The sequence below is a fragment of the Streptomyces sp. NPDC048258 genome, assembly GCF_043201995.1.
Taxonomy (GTDB): Bacteria; Actinomycetota; Actinomycetes; order Streptomycetales; family Streptomycetaceae; genus Streptomyces.
Map to the genome: position 1 here is coordinate 45,781 of NZ_JBICZH010000029.1, position 16,921 is coordinate 62,701.

At 71.0% G+C, this 16,921-nt stretch carries 16 protein-coding genes and 1 pseudogene; 9 read left to right on the forward strand and 8 right to left on the reverse strand.

Annotation, left to right across the window (positions count from 1 at the left end):
• Positions 1–29 precede the first annotated feature (29 nt).
• Positions 30–581 (reverse strand): dihydrofolate reductase family protein, encoded by a 552-nt coding sequence (locus ACGFYQ_RS37800; protein ID WP_393751191.1) that lies wholly within the window; start codon positions 579–581, stop codon positions 30–32.
• A gap of 199 nt (positions 582–780) precedes the next feature.
• Positions 781–960: a hypothetical protein gene (locus ACGFYQ_RS37805; protein WP_393751225.1), complete on the reverse strand. Its 180-nt coding sequence runs from the start codon at positions 958–960 to the stop codon at positions 781–783.
• On the opposite strand from ACGFYQ_RS37805, the pseudogene ACGFYQ_RS37810 reads away from it, so the two are divergent.
• Positions 877–1,251: pseudogene (locus ACGFYQ_RS37810) on the forward strand (alpha/beta fold hydrolase); the annotation flags it as partial. The gene ACGFYQ_RS37805 and the pseudogene ACGFYQ_RS37810 sit on opposite strands and share 84 nt — an antisense overlap.
• Positions 1,252–1,324: 73 nt before the next feature.
• On the opposite strand, the gene ACGFYQ_RS37815 reads toward ACGFYQ_RS37810, so the two are convergent.
• Positions 1,325–1,741 (reverse strand): SgcJ/EcaC family oxidoreductase, encoded by a 417-nt coding sequence (locus tag ACGFYQ_RS37815; protein ID WP_393751193.1) that lies wholly within the window; start codon positions 1,739–1,741, stop codon positions 1,325–1,327.
• Positions 1,742–1,800: 59 nt separating this feature from the next.
• On the opposite strand from ACGFYQ_RS37815, the gene ACGFYQ_RS37820 reads away from it, so the two are divergent.
• Positions 1,801–2,349: a flavoprotein gene (locus tag ACGFYQ_RS37820; protein ID WP_393751195.1), complete on the forward strand. Its 549-nt coding sequence runs from the start codon at positions 1,801–1,803 to the stop codon at positions 2,347–2,349.
• A 23-nt stretch (positions 2,350–2,372) separates the two neighbouring features.
• Here the strand turns inward: ACGFYQ_RS37820 and ACGFYQ_RS37825 are convergent, their stop codons facing one another.
• The 3 genes from ACGFYQ_RS37825 to ACGFYQ_RS37835 all read right to left on the reverse strand — a co-directional run bounded on the left by ACGFYQ_RS37825 (position 2,373) and on the right by ACGFYQ_RS37835 (position 5,720).
• A complete protein-coding gene (locus tag ACGFYQ_RS37825; RefSeq protein ID WP_393751197.1) occupies positions 2,373–2,879 on the reverse strand; it encodes a DinB family protein in 507 nt (168 codons plus the stop codon).
• A gap of 33 nt (positions 2,880–2,912) precedes the next feature.
• Positions 2,913–4,085: an epoxide hydrolase family protein gene (locus ACGFYQ_RS37830; RefSeq protein WP_393751199.1), complete on the reverse strand. Its 1,173-nt coding sequence runs from the start codon at positions 4,083–4,085 to the stop codon at positions 2,913–2,915.
• 840 nt (positions 4,086–4,925) lie between these two features.
• Positions 4,926–5,720 carry a TetR/AcrR family transcriptional regulator gene (locus ACGFYQ_RS37835; RefSeq protein WP_393751201.1) on the reverse strand — a complete coding sequence of 265 codons (795 nt, stop codon included), beginning with the start codon at positions 5,718–5,720 and terminating at the stop codon, positions 4,926–4,928.
• 91 nt (positions 5,721–5,811) lie between these two features.
• On the opposite strand from ACGFYQ_RS37835, the gene ACGFYQ_RS37840 reads away from it, so the two are divergent.
• The 7 genes from ACGFYQ_RS37840 to tpg all read left to right on the forward strand — a co-directional run bounded on the left by ACGFYQ_RS37840 (position 5,812) and on the right by tpg (position 14,136).
• Complete coding sequence (locus ACGFYQ_RS37840) at positions 5,812–7,092, forward strand: FAD-dependent monooxygenase (protein ID WP_393751204.1); 1,281 nt, start codon at positions 5,812–5,814, stop codon at positions 7,090–7,092.
• A 104-nt stretch (positions 7,093–7,196) separates the two neighbouring features.
• Positions 7,197–7,655 carry a carboxymuconolactone decarboxylase family protein gene (locus ACGFYQ_RS37845; protein WP_393751206.1) on the forward strand — a complete coding sequence of 153 codons (459 nt, stop codon included), beginning with the start codon at positions 7,197–7,199 and terminating at the stop codon, positions 7,653–7,655.
• A gap of 262 nt (positions 7,656–7,917) precedes the next feature.
• Entirely contained in the window at positions 7,918–8,565 is a 648-nt protein-coding gene (locus ACGFYQ_RS37850) for a ScbR family autoregulator-binding transcription factor (protein WP_393751208.1), read from the forward strand.
• A gap of 171 nt (positions 8,566–8,736) precedes the next feature.
• Positions 8,737–9,993: a ParA family protein gene (locus ACGFYQ_RS37855; protein ID WP_393751211.1), complete on the forward strand. Its 1,257-nt coding sequence runs from the start codon at positions 8,737–8,739 to the stop codon at positions 9,991–9,993.
• On the forward strand, positions 9,990–10,898 hold the full coding sequence (locus tag ACGFYQ_RS37860; RefSeq protein WP_393751213.1) for a ParB/RepB/Spo0J family partition protein: 909 nt from the start codon (positions 9,990–9,992) through the stop codon (positions 10,896–10,898). Before ACGFYQ_RS37855 ends, ACGFYQ_RS37860 begins: the two co-directional genes overlap by 4 nt.
• 124 nt (positions 10,899–11,022) lie before the next feature.
• Positions 11,023–13,578 carry a telomere-associated protein Tap gene (gene tap, locus ACGFYQ_RS37865; protein ID WP_393751215.1) on the forward strand — a complete coding sequence of 852 codons (2,556 nt, stop codon included), beginning with the start codon at positions 11,023–11,025 and terminating at the stop codon, positions 13,576–13,578.
• 3 nt (positions 13,579–13,581) lie between these two features.
• Positions 13,582–14,136 carry a telomere-protecting terminal protein Tpg gene (gene tpg, locus ACGFYQ_RS37870; RefSeq protein WP_393751217.1) on the forward strand — a complete coding sequence of 185 codons (555 nt, stop codon included), beginning with the start codon at positions 13,582–13,584 and terminating at the stop codon, positions 14,134–14,136.
• Positions 14,137–14,268: 132 nt separating this feature from the next.
• On the opposite strand, the gene ACGFYQ_RS37875 is transcribed toward tpg, so the two are convergent.
• Positions 14,269–14,742, reverse strand: a complete 474-nt coding sequence (locus tag ACGFYQ_RS37875) for a MarR family transcriptional regulator (protein WP_393751219.1) — start codon at positions 14,740–14,742, stop codon at positions 14,269–14,271.
• On the reverse strand, positions 14,739–15,455 hold the full coding sequence (locus ACGFYQ_RS37880) for a hypothetical protein (protein ID WP_393751221.1): 717 nt from the start codon (positions 15,453–15,455) through the stop codon (positions 14,739–14,741). The genes ACGFYQ_RS37875 and ACGFYQ_RS37880 overlap by 4 nt, the downstream gene beginning before the upstream one ends.
• Between the last annotated feature and the right edge of the window lie 1,466 nt (positions 15,456–16,921).

The window sequence follows — 16,921 nt, forward strand, 5'->3', positions numbered from 1 at the left end:
TCCCGTCTCCGTGTCATGCCGGTCGTCTCTCAGGCGGAAGGCGTGGCGGGGGCGTAGGCGTGGACCTGCGCGCCGCTGCCGAGGTCGGTGGTCCCGACCAGCCGGAAGGTCTTGACCGGGGAGTCCTCCCCGAAGAGCTTCTTGCCCTTCCCCACCACCACCGGGAGGGTCCACAGCCGCAGTTCGTCGATGAGGTCGTCGGCGAGGAGGGCGTTGACGAGCTGCCCGCTGCCGTAGACCAGCAGGTCGCCGCCGTCCTGGCGCTTGAGCGCCGCCACCTCGTCGGCGAGGTCGCCCGTCAGGAAGGTGGCGTTCCACTCGGGGGTCTCGAGGGTGCTGGTGGCGACGTACTTCGGCATCGCGTTCATCCGCTCGGTGCCTGCGTCGGCTCCCTCGGCGCGTGCGGTCCAGGCCGGCGCCATGCCTTCGTAGGTGACCCGGCCCAGGAGCAGGGCGTCGCTGGCGGCGAGCTGCTCGCCCGCGAACTTCTCCGCCTCCTCGTTCCAGAACGGCATCGACCAACTCGGGTCCTCGATGACGCCGTCGAGCGAGATGAACACGGAGGCGATGACCTTGCGCATGACGATTCCCCTTGGATGTATACGGCGTCCACATCGGACGTTCCGTAGCCTAACCGAATATGTGGACGCCGTCCACATACCTCTTTCCCGCAGTCACAGGGGTAGACCCGGGCCCCGCCCCGAACTCATCGCCCACCGCGAGGAAAAGTCGGATGATCACCAGATGATGCGGATCGAACGCACCGTCACCCGGGAGGGCCTACGCCTCTCCTGCCACGACGGCGGCGATCCCCACGGCCCCGGCACCCCCGGCACCCCCGTCGTCCCGCTCCACGGACTCGCGGGCCACGTGCGAATGGGACGCACTCGCGACGGCCCTCGCCCCGCCCACCGCGTCGTGGCCGTCGACCAGCGCGGCCACGGAGCCTCCGAACGCCACCCGGCGGACGTCTCCCGCGCGGCCTACGCCGCGGACGTGGTCGCCGTCATCGCACAACTGGGGCTGGACCGCCCGGTCCTGGTCGGCCAGTCACGCGGAGGCCACACCGCCATGCTGACGGCGTCCGCCCACCCGGACCTGGTCCGCGGCCCGGTCCTGGTCGAGGCGGGCGCGGCCGCCGCCGACCCCGTCACCCCGCGCGAGATCGGCGACCGACTCGACACCTGGCCGCCGAGTCGGCGCGGATGCTCCGCCGGTCCGCGCGCCCACGACAGGCCTCCGTCCCGGCCGCGAGCCACGACGTCCGCCTCGACCACCCGGCGGCCCTGCACGCCCTGGTCTCACCCTTTCTGCGGACCGCCTCCTAGTGGGCGTCCGCCACCACCTGGGTGTTCTGGCAGGCCGTCAGCAGCCAGCGCCCGTCCGGCTCCCGGGTCATCACGTACAGCGGTGCGCCCTCGCTGTGGTCGCCGTCCGCCCCGTGGTAGCGCTGGCGCACCTTGACCGCTGCCACGTCCGGGCGCAGGAACTGCGTGTGCACCACCTCGTAGGTGACCTTGCCGTCCCAGCTCGCCGCCGGCAGCACCGCCCGCGTGAACTCGGCGATCGCGTCGAAGCCGATGAGGACCTTCCCGTGCGCGGTGGTCCACAGCGCGTCCGGGTGGAAGAGGGCGAGGAACCCCTCCGCGTCCTTGGCCTGCTGCGTGCGCTCGACGGTGGCGACGACCAGCGCGATCGCCTCGACTGCTGCGGCGGCTTCCGCCGTGATGTCGGTGTCCATGACCCCGAGCCTGCTCCCTCAAGTATGGTCGAGGTCAAGCAATATGATCATATGGCGACATGACCACGAGGACTCTCTACCTGCTCTGCTCCGCCGCCCAGCCCGTCTTCGACGTGGCCCACGCGATCGAGGACGCCCAGACCCGCGGCTGGGACGTGTGCCTGGGACTGACCCCCACTGCGGCGCACTGGCTGGCCGGGAGCCTCGACGGCCTGGCCGCCCTGACCGGCCACCCCGTGCGCTGGCAGTACAAACTGCCCGGCGAGCCCGACGTCTGGCCGCCTGCCGACGCCCTGCTCTTCGCCCCCGCCACCTTCAACTCGGTCAACGCCTGGGCCCTCGGCCTCACCGACCGGTTCGCCGTCGGCGTCGCCGCCGAGGCGATCGGCAAGGGCACCCCGGTCGTCGCCATGCCCTGTACCAACGCCGCCCTGGCCGCGCACCCCCAGTTCGAGCAGTCCCTGGCCGTCCTGCGCGGCGCGGGAGTCGAACTCCTCCACGGCGAGGGCGGCTTCGTCCCCGGCCCGGCCGGCCAGGACGAGACGCCGCACTTCCCGTGGCAGCTCGCCCTGAACGCCGTGGACCGCGCGGGCACGCCCCCGGCCTAGCGAAGGTGCTGGGACTCCCCCCCTCACTCCCCCGTCGTCCCGTCGATCGCCTCGCGCAACAGGTCCGCGTGCCCGTTGTGCCGGGCGTACTCCTCGATCATGTGAGCCAGGATGTAGTGCAGCGAGTACGGCTGGCCGCCGAAGTGCCCCGTCACGTCAAGGGACTCGGCGGCCTCCACGATCGCCCGCGAGCGCGCGCAGGTCTCCTCCCAGATCCTGAACGACTCCGCCGGATCCGCGTCCTCGACGTGGAACTCGGTCCGCTCCCCGGCCTCGTTCTTCGGGAAGTAGCCGCGCACGTCCTCACCGCCCAGGACGTTGCGGAACCACCCGCGCTCCACCTCCGCCAGATGCCGCACCAGCCCCAGCAGGCTCAGCCCGGACGGCGCCACCGCCTTCCGCCTCAGCTGCTCGGCGGTCAGCCCCGCGCACTTCATCGTCAGGGTGTCCCGCTGCCACTGCAGGACGCTGGTCAAGGTGGCGCGCTCGTCGCCCGCCAGTACGGGCCGGGTCCGCTGTTCGTCGATCATCGGCTGATCATGCCGGACGCCGGCCCGCGGAGCTCACCCGAGCTTCCGGAAGAACTCCCGTACGTCCCCCACCAGCAGCTCCGGCACCTCCATGGCCGGGAAGTGCCCGCCCCGGTCGTACGAGGTCCAGCGCACGACCCGGTCGGTACGCGCGGCCACGTGCCGCAGCGGGATGAAGTTGTCCCGCGGGAAGTCGGCGAGGGCGGTCGGCGTCCGCGACACCTCGGGCGGCTGCCCGGCGTAGTCGGCGTGCGCCCGCTCGTAGTAGATCCGGGCGGCGGAACCGGCCGTCCCGGTCAGCCAGTACAGCATCACGTTGGTCAGCATCTGGTCCCGGTCGATCGGGTACCGGGGGTCGCTCCACTCGGCGAACTTCTCACCGATCCAGGCCAGCAGCCCGACGGGCGAGTCGTTCAGTCCGTACGCGAGGGTCTGCGGCCGGGTCGCCTGGATGTCGGCGTACCCCTGCCGCTCGCGCGCCCACACCCGGTACCGCTCCCAGGATGCCAGCGTCCGCTCCTGCTCGGCGGGACTCAGCGCGGCCAGCTCCTCGGCCCCCGGCTCGGCGGTGGCCCCGCCGCCCGGCAACAGGTTCAGATGCACCCCGACCACGTTGCCGGGCCGCAACCGCCCCAACTCCCTCGATACGGCGGCCCCCCAGTCGCCGCCCTGGACGCCGTACGCCGCGTACCCGAGCCGTTCCATCAGCACCCCGAAGGCCCGCGCGACCCGCTTGAACTCCCAGCCCGCCTCGGTCGTCGGCCCGGACAACCCGAAGCCGGGGATGCTCGGCAGCACCAGGTGGAAGGCATCGGCCGGATCACCGCCGTGCGCCCGCGGATCGGTGAGCGGACCCGCGACCCGCTGGAACTCCACGAAGGACCCCGGCCAGCCGTGGGTCATCAGCAGCGGGGTGGCGTCCGGCTCGGGCGACCGCAGATGCGCGAAGTGCACGCGGGCCCCGTCGATGACCGTGGTGAACTGCGGCCAGTCGTTCAACCGTGCCTCGGCCACACGCCAGTCGTACTCCTCGCGCCAATACCGTACGAGCTCCCGCACCTCCCCGAGCGGCATCCCGTACGCCCGTCCCACCCCGGGCAGCTCATCGGGCCACCGCACCCGCCCCAGCCGCTCGTCGAGGTCGTCCAACTCCGCCTGCGCCACGTCGAGCCGAAACCCGCGCAGCCCTTCCCCAAGATCGCTCATAGACCGGCCATGCTAGGCCGCCCCCTCAACGCCGTTAACGCCACCCACCGCCCCCGCGGACCCTTAACGCCGTTAACGCCACTCCACCCACCGGGCACTGCGCCCGGCCACCGTTAACGGCGTTAACGCCGTTAACGCCAAGCCGCCCACCCGCGCGCACGCTTAACGCCGTTAACGCTGCCACCGCCCGCCCCCCGCACCTCCCGAAGGACCCGGCGACCGTTAACGCCGTTAACCCTGCTGCCCAGACCCGGCCCTCCCCCGAAGGAGCCGGGACCGTTAACGGCGTTAACGCCACCCTCGCAACGCTCCACCCAGCACTCCACCGGACCACCGTTAACGCCGTTAACGCCGCTGCCCGTCCCCACGCTCCGCCCGAACGACCAAGGCCTCTTAACGCCGTTAACAGCGACCCGCCGACCTGGGCGCTCCGCCCGCTCCACCGTTAACGCCGTTAACGGTGCCGCCCACATCCCCTCCCCGAGGACCGGAGCCCGTTAACGGCGTTAACGCCGTTAACGCCACCCCGCCCACCGGGCGCTCCGCCCAGGCCACCTCTAACCCTGCCCCCAACCCAGCCCTCCTCCCGAAGGAGCCAGGACCCGTTAACGCCGTTAACGCGGCCGCCCCGCACCTCCCGAGGGACCCAGGACCGTTAACGCCGTTAACGCCGCCGCCCCACACCACCCGAAGGACCCAGGACCGTTAACGCCGTTAACGCCGCCGCCCCACACCACCCGAAGGACCCGCGACCGTTAACGCCGTTAACGCCGCCGCCCCACACCACCCGAAGGACCGGGAACCGTTAACGGCGTTAACGCCGTTAACGCCGCCCCACCCCTACGCCCCACCCGCCCTCCGGGCAACCAGCAGCCCGAGCCCGTCCAGGATCCGCTCCAGCCCGAACTCCAGCGCCTGGTCCCGCCCCCCGTGCTCCGCCGCCGAGGCCAACGCCGCCCCGAGCGCCGGGAACTCCGCCCCGTGCGTCCGCATCACCTCACCCAGCATCACCGCGAGCTGCGCATCGGGCCCCTCGCCCTCACCAGCCCCGGCGCCGACCCCGCCACCCGCACCAGCCCCGGCCGCCCGCTCCTGCTCCGCGATCCCCCGTACATGCCCGGCCAGCAGCACGACCGCGTCCATCGCTTCCGCCCCGCTCAGCCCGCACCCGTCCAGCGCCGCGAGCGCCCGCTCCATCCACCCCAGCTCCCGCGGGCCCATCACCCGTACCCCGACCGTCGCCTCCAACATCCACGGATGCCGCCGGAACCCCCCGAGCAACTCCCGCGCCCACGCCTCCAACCGCTCCCGCCACCCCCCACCGGGCTCCGCCCCCGCATAAGCCCCCGCCCCCACCCCCGGCGCCGCAGGCACCGGCACCGGCATCGCCCCCTCCACCATCAACGCGACCAGCTCCGCCTTCCCCGGCACGTACCGGTACAGCGCCATCTTCGTGACCGCCAACTCACCGGCCACCCGCTGCATCGACACCGCGCCCAGCCCCTCCGCGTCGGCGATCCCGATCCCCGCCAGAGCGATCCCCTCCAGCGTGAGCCCCCGCTTCGGCCCCCGTGCGGGCTTGGCCGGCGGCCCCCACAACAACCGCACCGCCGCGCCCCACTGCTCATTCGTCATCGGAATCCCCTTGCGCTCGCGCGAAAACTGCGTCTACCGTACACGGTAGCGCTTCAGTGTCCGCCGGACACAGTTACTCAAGGGAGTCCCCATGCCCCAGGCCCAGCCCCGTCCCCAGCCCCAGCCCCAGCCCCAGTTCCTCCCGCACCAGCCCGCGGCGGGCGCCCGCACCGTCCTCGTCTCCGGCGCGAGCATCGCCGGCCCCGCCCTCGCCCACTGGCTCGGCCGCCACGGCTTCCGCCCCACCGTCGTCGAACTCGCCCCCGCCCTCCGCCCCGGCGGCCAGGCCGTCGACTTCCGCGGCGAGACCCACCTCTCCGTCCTCCGACGCATGGGCATCCTCGAAGACCTCCGCCGCATCCAGACCGGCGGCTCCCCCATGACCTTCGTCGACGCCGACGGCAAGCAGCTCCTCCACCTCCCGGCCGAGTTCGCCGGCGGCGACATCGAAGTCCTGCGCGGCGACCTCTCCCGCGTCCTCCACGAGGCCTCGCTCCCCTTCACCGAGTACGTCTTCGGGGACTCGGTCACCTCCCTCACCGAGACCGCCACCGGCGTGGACGTCACCTTCCGCGACTCCCCGCCCCGCACCTTCGACCTCGTCATCGGCGCCGACGGCCTCCACTCCAACGTCCGCCGCCTCGCCTTCGGCCCGGAGTCCGACCACGTCACCCACCTCGGCCACTACGCCGCCACCTGGACCCTCCCCAACGACCTGAACCTCCGCCCCGGCACCGGCTCCATCGGCTACAACGCCCCCGGCCGCCTGGCCAGCGTCGGCGCCTCCCGGACCGACCCCACCCGGGCCGGCGCCTTCCTCGTCTTCGCGTCCCCCGAGCTCACGTACGACCGCCACGACCCCGAGGCCCACAAGGCGATCCTCAAGCAGGCCTTCGCGGGCCTCCCCTGGAAGGTCGACCACCTCCTCGACTCCCTCACCACCGCCGACGACCTCTACTTCGACTCCATCAGCCGCGCCGACGTCCCCACCTGGTCCACCGGCCGGATCGCCCTCGTCGGCGACGCCGCCTGCGGCGCGACCATCGGCGGCATGGGAACCGGCACCGGGATCGTCGCCGCGTACGTCCTGGCGGGCGAGCTCTCCCGCTCGCCCGAGGACCACCGGGGTGCCTTCGCCCGCTACGAGTCCCTGCTCCGTACCTACGCCCAGGGCTGCCAGAAGAGCGGCGACCGTACGGGCCCCTTCCTCGCCCCGGCATCGAGGCTCGGCCTGTTCCTGCGCAACGGCATGCTCAGCCGGCGCCGCGTCCTCGACTGGATGCTGAAGGCCGGCGCGGAGGTCACGACGCTTCCCCTCCCCACCTACGCGACCGCCCGCGAGAGCGCCGGAACCACGCGAACGACCCGCTGAAAAGAAGTTCCCGAGAGCGGTCACACTCCCGCCCGCGGCTCCGTCAGTGCAGTGAAGGCCCCCACCGGAGCCCCACACCGGAACCACCACCCAGGGAGATCACAATGAACGCACGCATGGGAAACCCCGCCCTCGTCGTCCCCGGCGCCATGGCGGCCCTCATCGCGGTCGGCAAGACCGTCACCGACACCGGCATCAGCGAGCGCACCCTCGAACTCGTCCACATCCGGGCCAGCCAGATCAACGGCTGCGGCGTCTGCCTCGACATGCACCACAAGATCGCCAAGAAGCACGGCGAGACCGACGACCGCATCCACGTCATCGCCGGCTGGCGCGACACCCCGTACTTCTCGGACGCCGAACGCGCCGCCCTCGCCCTCGCCGAGGCCGTGACCCGCGTCGCCGACCGCAGCAACGCCGTCCCCGACGACGTCTACGAGGATGCGGCCAAGCACTACGACGAGCAGCAGCTCGCCGCGCTGCTCCTCTCCATCTCCATGGTCAACGTCTGGAACCGCATCAACCTCGCCACCCACCAGCAGGCGGGCACCCCCTGGGCCTGACCCGCGACGCCCCCCGCCCCGCCCCGCCCCAGGGGACCCTTAACGGCGTTAACGGCGTTAAGGGTCCGCCACCGTTAACGGCGTTAACGCCGTTAACGCCGTTAACGCCCCACGCCCTCTAACGAACCCACCAACGCACCAGCCCACCAGCCCACCAGCCCACCAAAAAAAGTACTGGTCGACTGGTTTTCTTCGCCGTCCGCCGACTAGATTGACCCCCCGCGGGACCAGCCCGCACACCGACCGACCAGGAGACGCACACGTGGCGAGGGTCAGGCAGGAACGGGCCGAGATCACCCGGCAGGCCATCCTGGACGGCGCGGCCATCGCCTTCGACCACGCCGGCTTCGGCGGCACCAGCCTCAGCGACGTGGTCAAGCACGCCGGAGTCACCAAGGGCGCCCTGTACTTCCACTTCCAGTCCAAGGAAGCCCTCGCCCGCACCCTGATGGACGAGCAGTTCCAGGTCTCCGAGGGCGTCCCCGCCATCGAGAACCCGGGGCTCCAGACGGTCATCGACCTCACCCACCAGATGGCGTTCGGGCTGCGCACCAACGTCCGCATCCGCGCCGGCATCCGCCTGGTCATCGAGTTCGGCTCCTTCACGAACCCCGACCCCACCCCGTACAACACCTGGATCGACACCTGCCACGGCTGTCTGACACCGGCCCAGGAACGCGGCGACGTCCTCCCGTCGCTCGACGTGTACGACCTCTCGACCTTCCTGGTCGGCTCGTTCACCGGGATCCAGGTCACCTCCCACGTCCGCACCGGCCGCGAGGACCTCCACACCCGGGTCATCGACCTGTGGAACCTCCTCCTCCCCGGGATCGTGCCAGCGCACCGGATCCCCCACTTCGACCCGGCGGGCTCACCCGCGTGCCGGGCCGAACTCGCTCTGCCCGCCTGACCGGCGTATCCAGGGCGGCCTCGCACACGCCGTGGCGAACCACGGGGGTGCTCGCTACGGCGTGTGCGAGGCCGCCCTGTCGCGTATCCGGAACCGGAAGGGCGCCACTTCGTTAGCAAAACTCAAGCGTGGCGCCCACGAGCACCCACGAACGTTAGTAAAGTCCCTCTCATGACTTCGCCCTCGTCTCAGAGCGACCGAGAGAAGGTCGTCTCCAAACTCCCCCCGTGGCTGCGCCAGGAGTTGAAAATCCGCACCGCCCAACTGCGGGTGGACATCCAGGACGCCGTCCACCAGGGGATCGCCCACTGGAGCGCGCTCGCCTCCGCCCCCTCCCCCGTCGACACCTCCGGCGCCGAATCGTTCTCCACCTGGCTGCCCGCCGGCCAGTGGGAGTCCTTCCGCGCCGACTCCAAGGACCGCGGCGTCTCCCTCATCCAGGGACTCGCCCAGGCCGTCAGCCTCTGGCTGGAGATGAACCCGGCCCCCACGGTCAAGCGGCCCTCCGTCGTACGCCGCATCATCGTGTGCAACCAGAAGGGCGGAGTCGGCAAGACCGCCATCACCGCGGGCACCGCCGAGGCCCTCGCCGAGGACCCCTCGACCCTCCACCCCGTCCGCGTCGCCCGCCAACTGGCCCGCCTCACGTCGGACGAGGACCACCAGCCGGATCCGGCATCCACCTCCCTGGACCTGGAGGACCTCCCGGGCCTGGGCATGCGCGTCCTGCTGATCGACTTCGACCCCCAGGGCCACCTCACCAAGCAGCTCGGCCAGCAGCCGCTCCCGATCGGCGGCGACAGCCTCACCTGCCACATGGCCGGCGAGACCAAGGGCCCGCTCTCCGACCTGATCGTCCCCATCGCGGACGAGCGCTTCGGCGACCGGCTGCACATCCTCCCCGCCTGCACGGACGCCTTCCTCCTCGACGTCCGCCTCTCCACCGTCCGCGCCCGCGAGGCCGCCCTCGAACGCGCCCTGGCCCCCGTCGAGTCCGACTACGACGTCATCCTCGTCGACTGCCCCCCGAGCCTCGGCCTGAGCATGGACGCGGCCATCTACTACGGCCGCCGCCGCGACACCGAACAGCCGGGCGCCTCCGGCGCGCTGATCGTCGTACAGGCGGAGGACTCCTCGGCGGACGCCTACGACCTCCTCACCTCCCAGATCAACGACCTGCGCGACGACCTCAGCCTCGACATCGACTACCTCGGCCTCGTCGTCAACCTCTACGACGGCCGCCGCGGCTACATCGCGACCTCCTCCCTCCAGGCCTGGATGGACATAAAGGATCCCCGGGTCGTCGCCGTCGTCCCCGACCTCAAGGAACAGCGCGAAGCGGTCCGCGTGAAGCAACCCCTCTTCGTCTACGCCCCCAAGGGCGACCAAGCCGTCGCCCTGCGCGCCCTCGCCCGGGAGATCTCATGAGCAGCAAGGCCGACAAACTCGGCGTCTCGGCATCCTTCGCCCGGGCCCAGCCGGCGGGCGTCAGCTCCCGCCGCGCGGCGATCGCGGAAGCCACCGGCGCCCCCACCTCCGGAGTGGTCCCCCCCTCCGAGGTCCCCATCGACGCCCTGGCCCACAATCCGTTCAACCTCCGCGAGGACCTCACGGAACTCGAAGAACTGGCGGCATCCCTCACCGCCCGGGGCCAGCTCCAACCCCTCGCGGTCGCCACCCGGATGGCCTTCATGGAGGCCCACCCGGGCACCACCGACGGGCTGGGCCGCGCCCCGTACGTCGTGATCGACGGCAACCGCCGCCTGGCGGCAGCCCACCTGGCAGGCCTGAAAACCATCCAGATCCACGTCAACGACTCCCTCTCCACCTCCGCGGCGGACATCCTCGAATCGGCCCTGATCGCCAACGTCCACCGCGTCGACGTGGCCCCCATGGACCAGGCCCGCGCCCTCCAGGAACTCGTCGACGTCCACGGCTCCCAGGCCCAGGTCGCCAAGCGCCTCGGCAAGACGGCGGCCTGGGTCTCCCAGCGCCTGACCCTCCTGAACCTCACCCCCACCCTCCAGGAGAAGGTGGAGACGGGCGAGCTCAAGGTCGAACCGGCCCGCCGCATCGGCCGCCTCCCCCAGGAAGCCCAGCAGGCCGCCGCGGACGAAACCGTTAACGCCGTTAATCCCCCCCGCCAACGCACGGCACCGGCCAACACCGTTAACGCCGTTAACCCCCCACCTTCCCCTCCTCCCTCCCCTTCTCCCTCCCCCCGGATCACGATCTCCACGATCTCTCCGGAAACGATCGCGGACGCCCTCACCGCGCATCTCACCCCGGACGACCTCAAGGCCGTCACGGAACTCCTCATGCTGCGAATCTGAGCGGGGCATCTGAGGCACCACCCACGCCGGGGGCGCTGACGGCATTAACGCCGTTAACGCCCCCACGTGCGTTTCATGTGCGTTCAGCGGTGCGATTCGCATAGGCTCCCTGGTGGAGGTACCGATGCCGAACAACCGAAACACCCACCCCGACACCAACGAGCAGGACGGCCTCTTCGCAGCGGTCGACGCCCTGCTCGAAGAGGCCGCCCAGGACCCGCTCCCCCACCCGGACGAGCGCAAGCGCCTGCGCGAGGCCGCCGGCCTGAGCCAGGACCAGATCGCCAAGGCCCTGGCGGTCCGCCGCGAAACGGTCACCTCCTGGGAAACCGGCCGCACCTCCCCCCGCCCCCCCAAACGCGCGGCCTACGCCCGCCTCCTGGAGGGCCTCTCCACCCTCCACCCCCTTAACGCCGTTAACGCCGTTAACCCCACACCCCCCGCCGAAGGCGCAGACGACCCCACCCCCGGCACGCCCGCACATCCGACGCCGACCTCGGCATCCGAGACGCAGCCCCACCCCCCCGCGTCCGCCCCCCGCGCCGAAGGCGCAGGGCCCACCCCCGAGGCCGGATCCCCCGCACCCACCTCCACCCCCCACCCGGGGCCAGGAACGACGCCCCAGCCCCGGGAAGCGCCTGGCAGCGGAACAACGCCACAGGCCCCCACCCCCGGCACGCCCACATCCCCGGCAACGCCCACCGACGGCACCGAGCCCGTGCCCGTGCCGCCCACCCCGCACCCGGCACCCGTCGCACAGCCCCAGGCCCCAACCCCGCCCCCCACGGCCCCCGCCGAAGGCGCAGGGCCCACCCCCGAGCCCGAATCCCCGGCACCCACCCCCACCCCCCACCCGGGGCCTGGGGCGGAACCCCAGTTCCGGGAAGCGGCGGGCAAGGGAACGCCGCAGGCCCCCACCCGCACCCCCACGCGCCCCCGCACCACACCCCCCACCCCCCACCGGGGCCCTGGGGCAAAGCCCCAGCCCCCCACACCCAACACCCCCCCGGCGGGCAACGGCCCCCTCGCCGTCCTGGACGGCGCCGGCCACGCCCACACCACCGGCGGCCAGATCCTCGACCACCCCACCACCGGCGGCCTCCCCGCCCTCATCACCTGGGCCCTCGGCCCCGACGCCGACCTCCGCTCCCCCCGCCTCCACCGCAACGGCAAGGACGGCGACCCCCTCCTCGTCCTCACCGCAGCCGCCACCGAGGCCTTCGGCCTGCCCCTCACCCTCGAAGACCGCCGCGCCCTCCGCCTCCCCGACAACCACCCCACCCTCAAGCAGCTCGCCAAGAGCAAGTGGCAGCTCACCCGCCGCGGCTTCGGCCCCTGGCCCCGCATCTACCGCCCCGCCACCCCCACCACCGGCCGCCAGTGCGTCCAGCTCGCGATCCTCCCCTGGGGCGCCCTCGACCCCCGCGCCTGGGGCGAGGACACCGCCGACCTCCCGGCGCCCGAACTCGCCGCGCTGCTCACCACGTACGCCACCCGCGTCCTCACCCCCCGCGGCTCCACGGCAGTGACCGGCCTCGAACTCATGACGGCCCTCCGTCCCCCCACCCGGGCCGCCCGCAACCCCGAGACCAACACCTGGGAATCGGCCCCGGTCCCCGGCTCCCTCACCCGCCCCGTCGACCCGGCGCCCCCGGAGGCCCCCGACGAGCACCCCGTGGTCGCATCCCTCTACCCGCGCTCCCACCAGCGCACCCCGGACCAGGTCCTCGACGAAGAGGCCTACGACTGGATCCGCGACCCGGAACTCCTCACCGACGCCGAGTGCACCCTCACCCACGCCGTCGGCATCGACGTCAACATGGCCTTCGCCGCCGCCGCGAACCGCCTCACCGTCGGCCTCGGCCCCGCGACCCACACCAAGGGCCCCCGCTTCGACCCGTCGACCCCCGGCTGCTGGCTGGCGGACCTCTCCGCGATCTCCCTCGACCCCCGCCTCCCCAGCCCCTTCACCCCGCACGGCAAGCCCCCGACCGGCCCCGCCTGGTACGCCACCCCGACCCTCGCCTACGCTCAGGAACTCGGCCACGAGGTCCACCCCACCGAGGCCTGGCTCCGTCCCGAGTGCGGCCCGTACCTCGACGCCTGGTACACCCGCCTCCGCGACGCCTACATGGCCACCATGGCGGACCTCGGCGTCACCTCGGCCATGCCCGAACCCGAGTTCCTCAAGGCGATGACGACACACAAACAGGACGCCCCCATCCCCACAGCGGTCCTCTCGGCGATCAAATCCACGGTCAAGGGCGGCATCGGCAAGCTCCGCGAACGCCCCCAGGGCGCCGGCTACCGCCCCGGCGAGCGCTGGCCCGCCCTCGAACGCCCCACCTGGCGCCCCGACATCCGCGCCGCCGTCATCTCCACGGCCCGCGTGAACATGCACCGCAAGATGAACAAGCTCGCCACCACAGCGGGCCTGCACCCCATCGCGGTCCTCTCCGACTGCGCGGTGTACCTCTCCGACGGCCCCAGCCCCCTCGACTTCCTCCCGCGCACCCCCGACGGAAAGCCCCTCCCCGGCGGCTTCCGTCTCGGCGTCAGCCCGGGCATGGTCAAGCACGAGGGCACGCAGCCCCTCCTCTGGGCCGTCGGATTGCTCGACGAGGGCCTCAATCCCGCCCGCCACATCAAGGGCCACGACGCAGCAGCAGACGGCGAGTAACACATGTCCGACATCTCAGACAGCCTGACCAAGGCCGACGAACAGCACTTCACCCGCCCGATCCCCAAGTCGGCGGGCGCCCAGATGCGCTTCCTCGTCAAGCAGCTCAAATCGACAAGGGCCGTGGCGGCGACGCTCGGCATCTCCCAGCGCACCGTCGAGCGCTACGTCAAGAACCAGATCAAGCAGCCCAAGCCCGAACTCGCCGCCCGCCTCGAAGCCGAGGTACGCCGCCGCTGGCAGCCCCTGGTCCGCAAGCGCGCCCGCGACAAGGCGGCCAGGACCACGGGCCTGGTCATCGAGACCCGCGCCCGCTTCGGCTTCACCGCGGCCCCCGGCACGACCGACGACGGCCGCATGCGCCGCATCACCCAGCACCTCCCCCCGGAGTACGCGGGCCGCCTCTTCGCCGCCCAGGAAGCCGGCGCCGCCGAGCCCCAACTCCGGCAGATCGCGGCCGAAGCCCTCCAGGAGATCTACTTCAAGGACAACGGCGCCCGCGCCACGAGCCTGCTGGTCGAGTTCACGGACATCGACTACGTGGACTTCGCTTTCTAGCGAACACCCCGCGAGGCAGGACCCAACGGCCCTTCCCAGCCCCTCAACGGCCCCTCCAAGCCCATGAAACCCCAAAAGGGTCCCGGGACACCCCGGGACCCTCATCCACCCCTCACAAGCCTGCGAGGCGCTTCACCCCACGGCGTGCAACGTCCTCCGCCGCTTCGACTCCGCAGCCTTCTTCGCCACCGCCTGCGCGGCCCGCTTCTTCCGCTGCTCGGCCAGCTGGTCCTGATACGCCGCCACCGCCTGGTGGTAGCTGGCGACATACCCCCGCGCGTCGAGCCGCTCCTCCGCCGCCATGTCGTTCACGGCGGCGACAGCGTCCTCGAAGGAGTTGTACCCGGCCAGCATCGGGTTGATCTGGTACACCCCGTTACGGACCTTCCGCACCAGCTTCGCGAGCTCCAGGCTCCGCAGGGCGGCGTTGACACTAGGCCGGCTGAGCTCCAGCAGCCCACCGACGGTGGCCTGGTCGATGAGGATCCGCCCGCCAGGCTCGCTCAGCGAACGCAGCTTCAGCAGCACGCGGTAGGCCGCAGGCGGAAGGTCAAGGTCGGAGAGAAGCCCGTCGGCGTTGACCGCAGCGAATCGCAAGGTGCTCACTGAGCTGTCCCTTCTTCCGTGCGCTTCGCCCGGCTCAGCCGACGCGCAGCGCGCTCTTTGGCCCGTTCGGCCCGCAGTTCCTCGATGGCCTGCCGCATGTGGTCCAGCGACGGGAACCGCACCAGGTCGGGCAGGCTCGTATCACTGCGGATCTGCGAGATGGTGCTGTGCTGCTCCACCTTCACGAACTCACCCGTCATCTCCGTCCCCGGGATGAACTCGGCCACCCGGTAACTGTAGGGCGGGTTGAACTGGTACACACCCCGCCGCACCTTGAAGACGATCCCATGAGACATGACGGTGTGCAGCGCCTCCGACGTCTTTGTCCGACTGACGTCCAGGATGGTAGCCATCTCCTCCTGCGTAAGAGGAATCCGCCCCCCCGCTCGCTGGCATGCGATGAGCAGCAGGATCAGCCTCAGCGGCAAGGCTTCCCGGAAGTACTGGGCGATAACCAGGAAGAACTCGAGGCTGTCCATCGAGAACGCATTCGGCTGATTCAGCGTCCCGTAGAACTCCAGCGGCTTGCGCTCACCGTCCAGCGTCAGCTTCCGGCTCGGGTACCGCTTCGCCAGGCTGTCCAGGTCCTTGACCGGAGCCAGCGGCTGACTCCACGCCGAGATCGCATCATCAACGGGGAGATCAGGACGCGGCGCACCCGCCGGACTCCGCCGACGCCGTTGTGGCTCTGATGACACGAGGCTGCTCTCCACTTCGTTGATCTGCAGGGAGAGTATGTCAACAAGGGTGACACAAGTGTCACGCTCGTTGACGTTCGGCGTGTCTTATGTCCCCCCAGCAGGGACACATCTCAGCCACCGCCTCCCCATCGCCTTCACGCCACCCTCCACCCAACCCCACCCAGCTCTCCAGCAGTTCGCCGACACATCCCCCATAAAACGTCAGCCGCCCCGACGTTTTAGCCCAAATACCGTCAGCCCCACTGACGTTTTACGCGCGTTCTGTCCCCCTAGCAGCGACACATCCCCCGAGTTATGTCCCTCCTGAAGGGACATAACTTTCCCCCCGCACCCCCCCTGACCTGCGGCAACGCATCTCCGTACCTTATATAGGCCGTCTCCTGCCGCGCTGCGCGAACTGAACGCCGCCTCCAACCCGTCCCCCAGCCCAACTTCCTGACGCCCCCTCACCCCCAAAAGAAGCCCACCCCACCCCCAGCCCACCTCCAACACCCCATGCAATCTGACCGATTCCCATCTTTATCCACACGCCACTTTGAATCAGCCCCCACTTGAGGGCGTTAACGCCGTTAACAGCCCGAGGCCCCCCAGAACCCCTCCCCTCCCAAAGTCACAGACCCCACCAGCCTCCGCAGCGAAGCGGAGCTCCCAGCCCAAAGGACTGCCCCCGGGCCCGCCTAGCGGGCCCCGCCGAGCGTAGCGAGGCGATTCGTTGGTATAGCGCGCAGCGCTGTGAGACCCGAAGCGAAGCGAAGGGTCCTCCCTCCGGAGGGCGGGACGGGTGAGCGAAACCAAGCCGCTCTGGCCCCTCGGCGTTGCTACGCCGAGGGGCCAGAGCAAACCGGAGGACACCGAAGGGCCAGTTTTAGTTTGGCGCCTTGAAACGGGGCCACTTCCCGGGCAAGTTCGGACTCGTCCGCGGAGCGGACCCTGTTCGGGTGGAGCGCAGCGGAACCCAACTGTCCGCAGCGAAGCGGAGGACTCCGGCCCGAAGGGCCTGGCACTAGCTCGGCGGAGCCGAGCCCCGCCGAGCGCAGCGAGGCGGCTCGTTAGCACGGCGGGCAATGCTTTGAGACCCGAAACGGAGCGAAGGGTCCTCCCCTCGAAGGGGGGACGGCTAAGCCTTGCGAACCCACTCTCTGCTCAGCGCTCAGCACTGAGGGACCAGAGCGAAGCGAAGGACACTTTCCCGAAGGGCCGGGCGTTAGCTCCGCGAAGCGGAGCCCCGCCGAGCGCAGCGAGGCGGCTCCCCCTCGGGCGAGCGCAGCGAGCCCGTTCCATCCTGAGCGCGCAGCAAAGTGAAGCTAAGAGTCCTTCCGCCGAGGCCACTCTGTTCTCCGCGCACAGCGCGGAGGACCCCGGCCCGAAGGGCCGGCTCTAGCTCGGCGAAGCCGAGCCCCGCCGAGCGCAGCGAGGCGGCTCCCCCTCGGGCGAGCGCAGCGAGCCCGTTCCATCCTGAGCGCGCAGCGCTCAGGGAA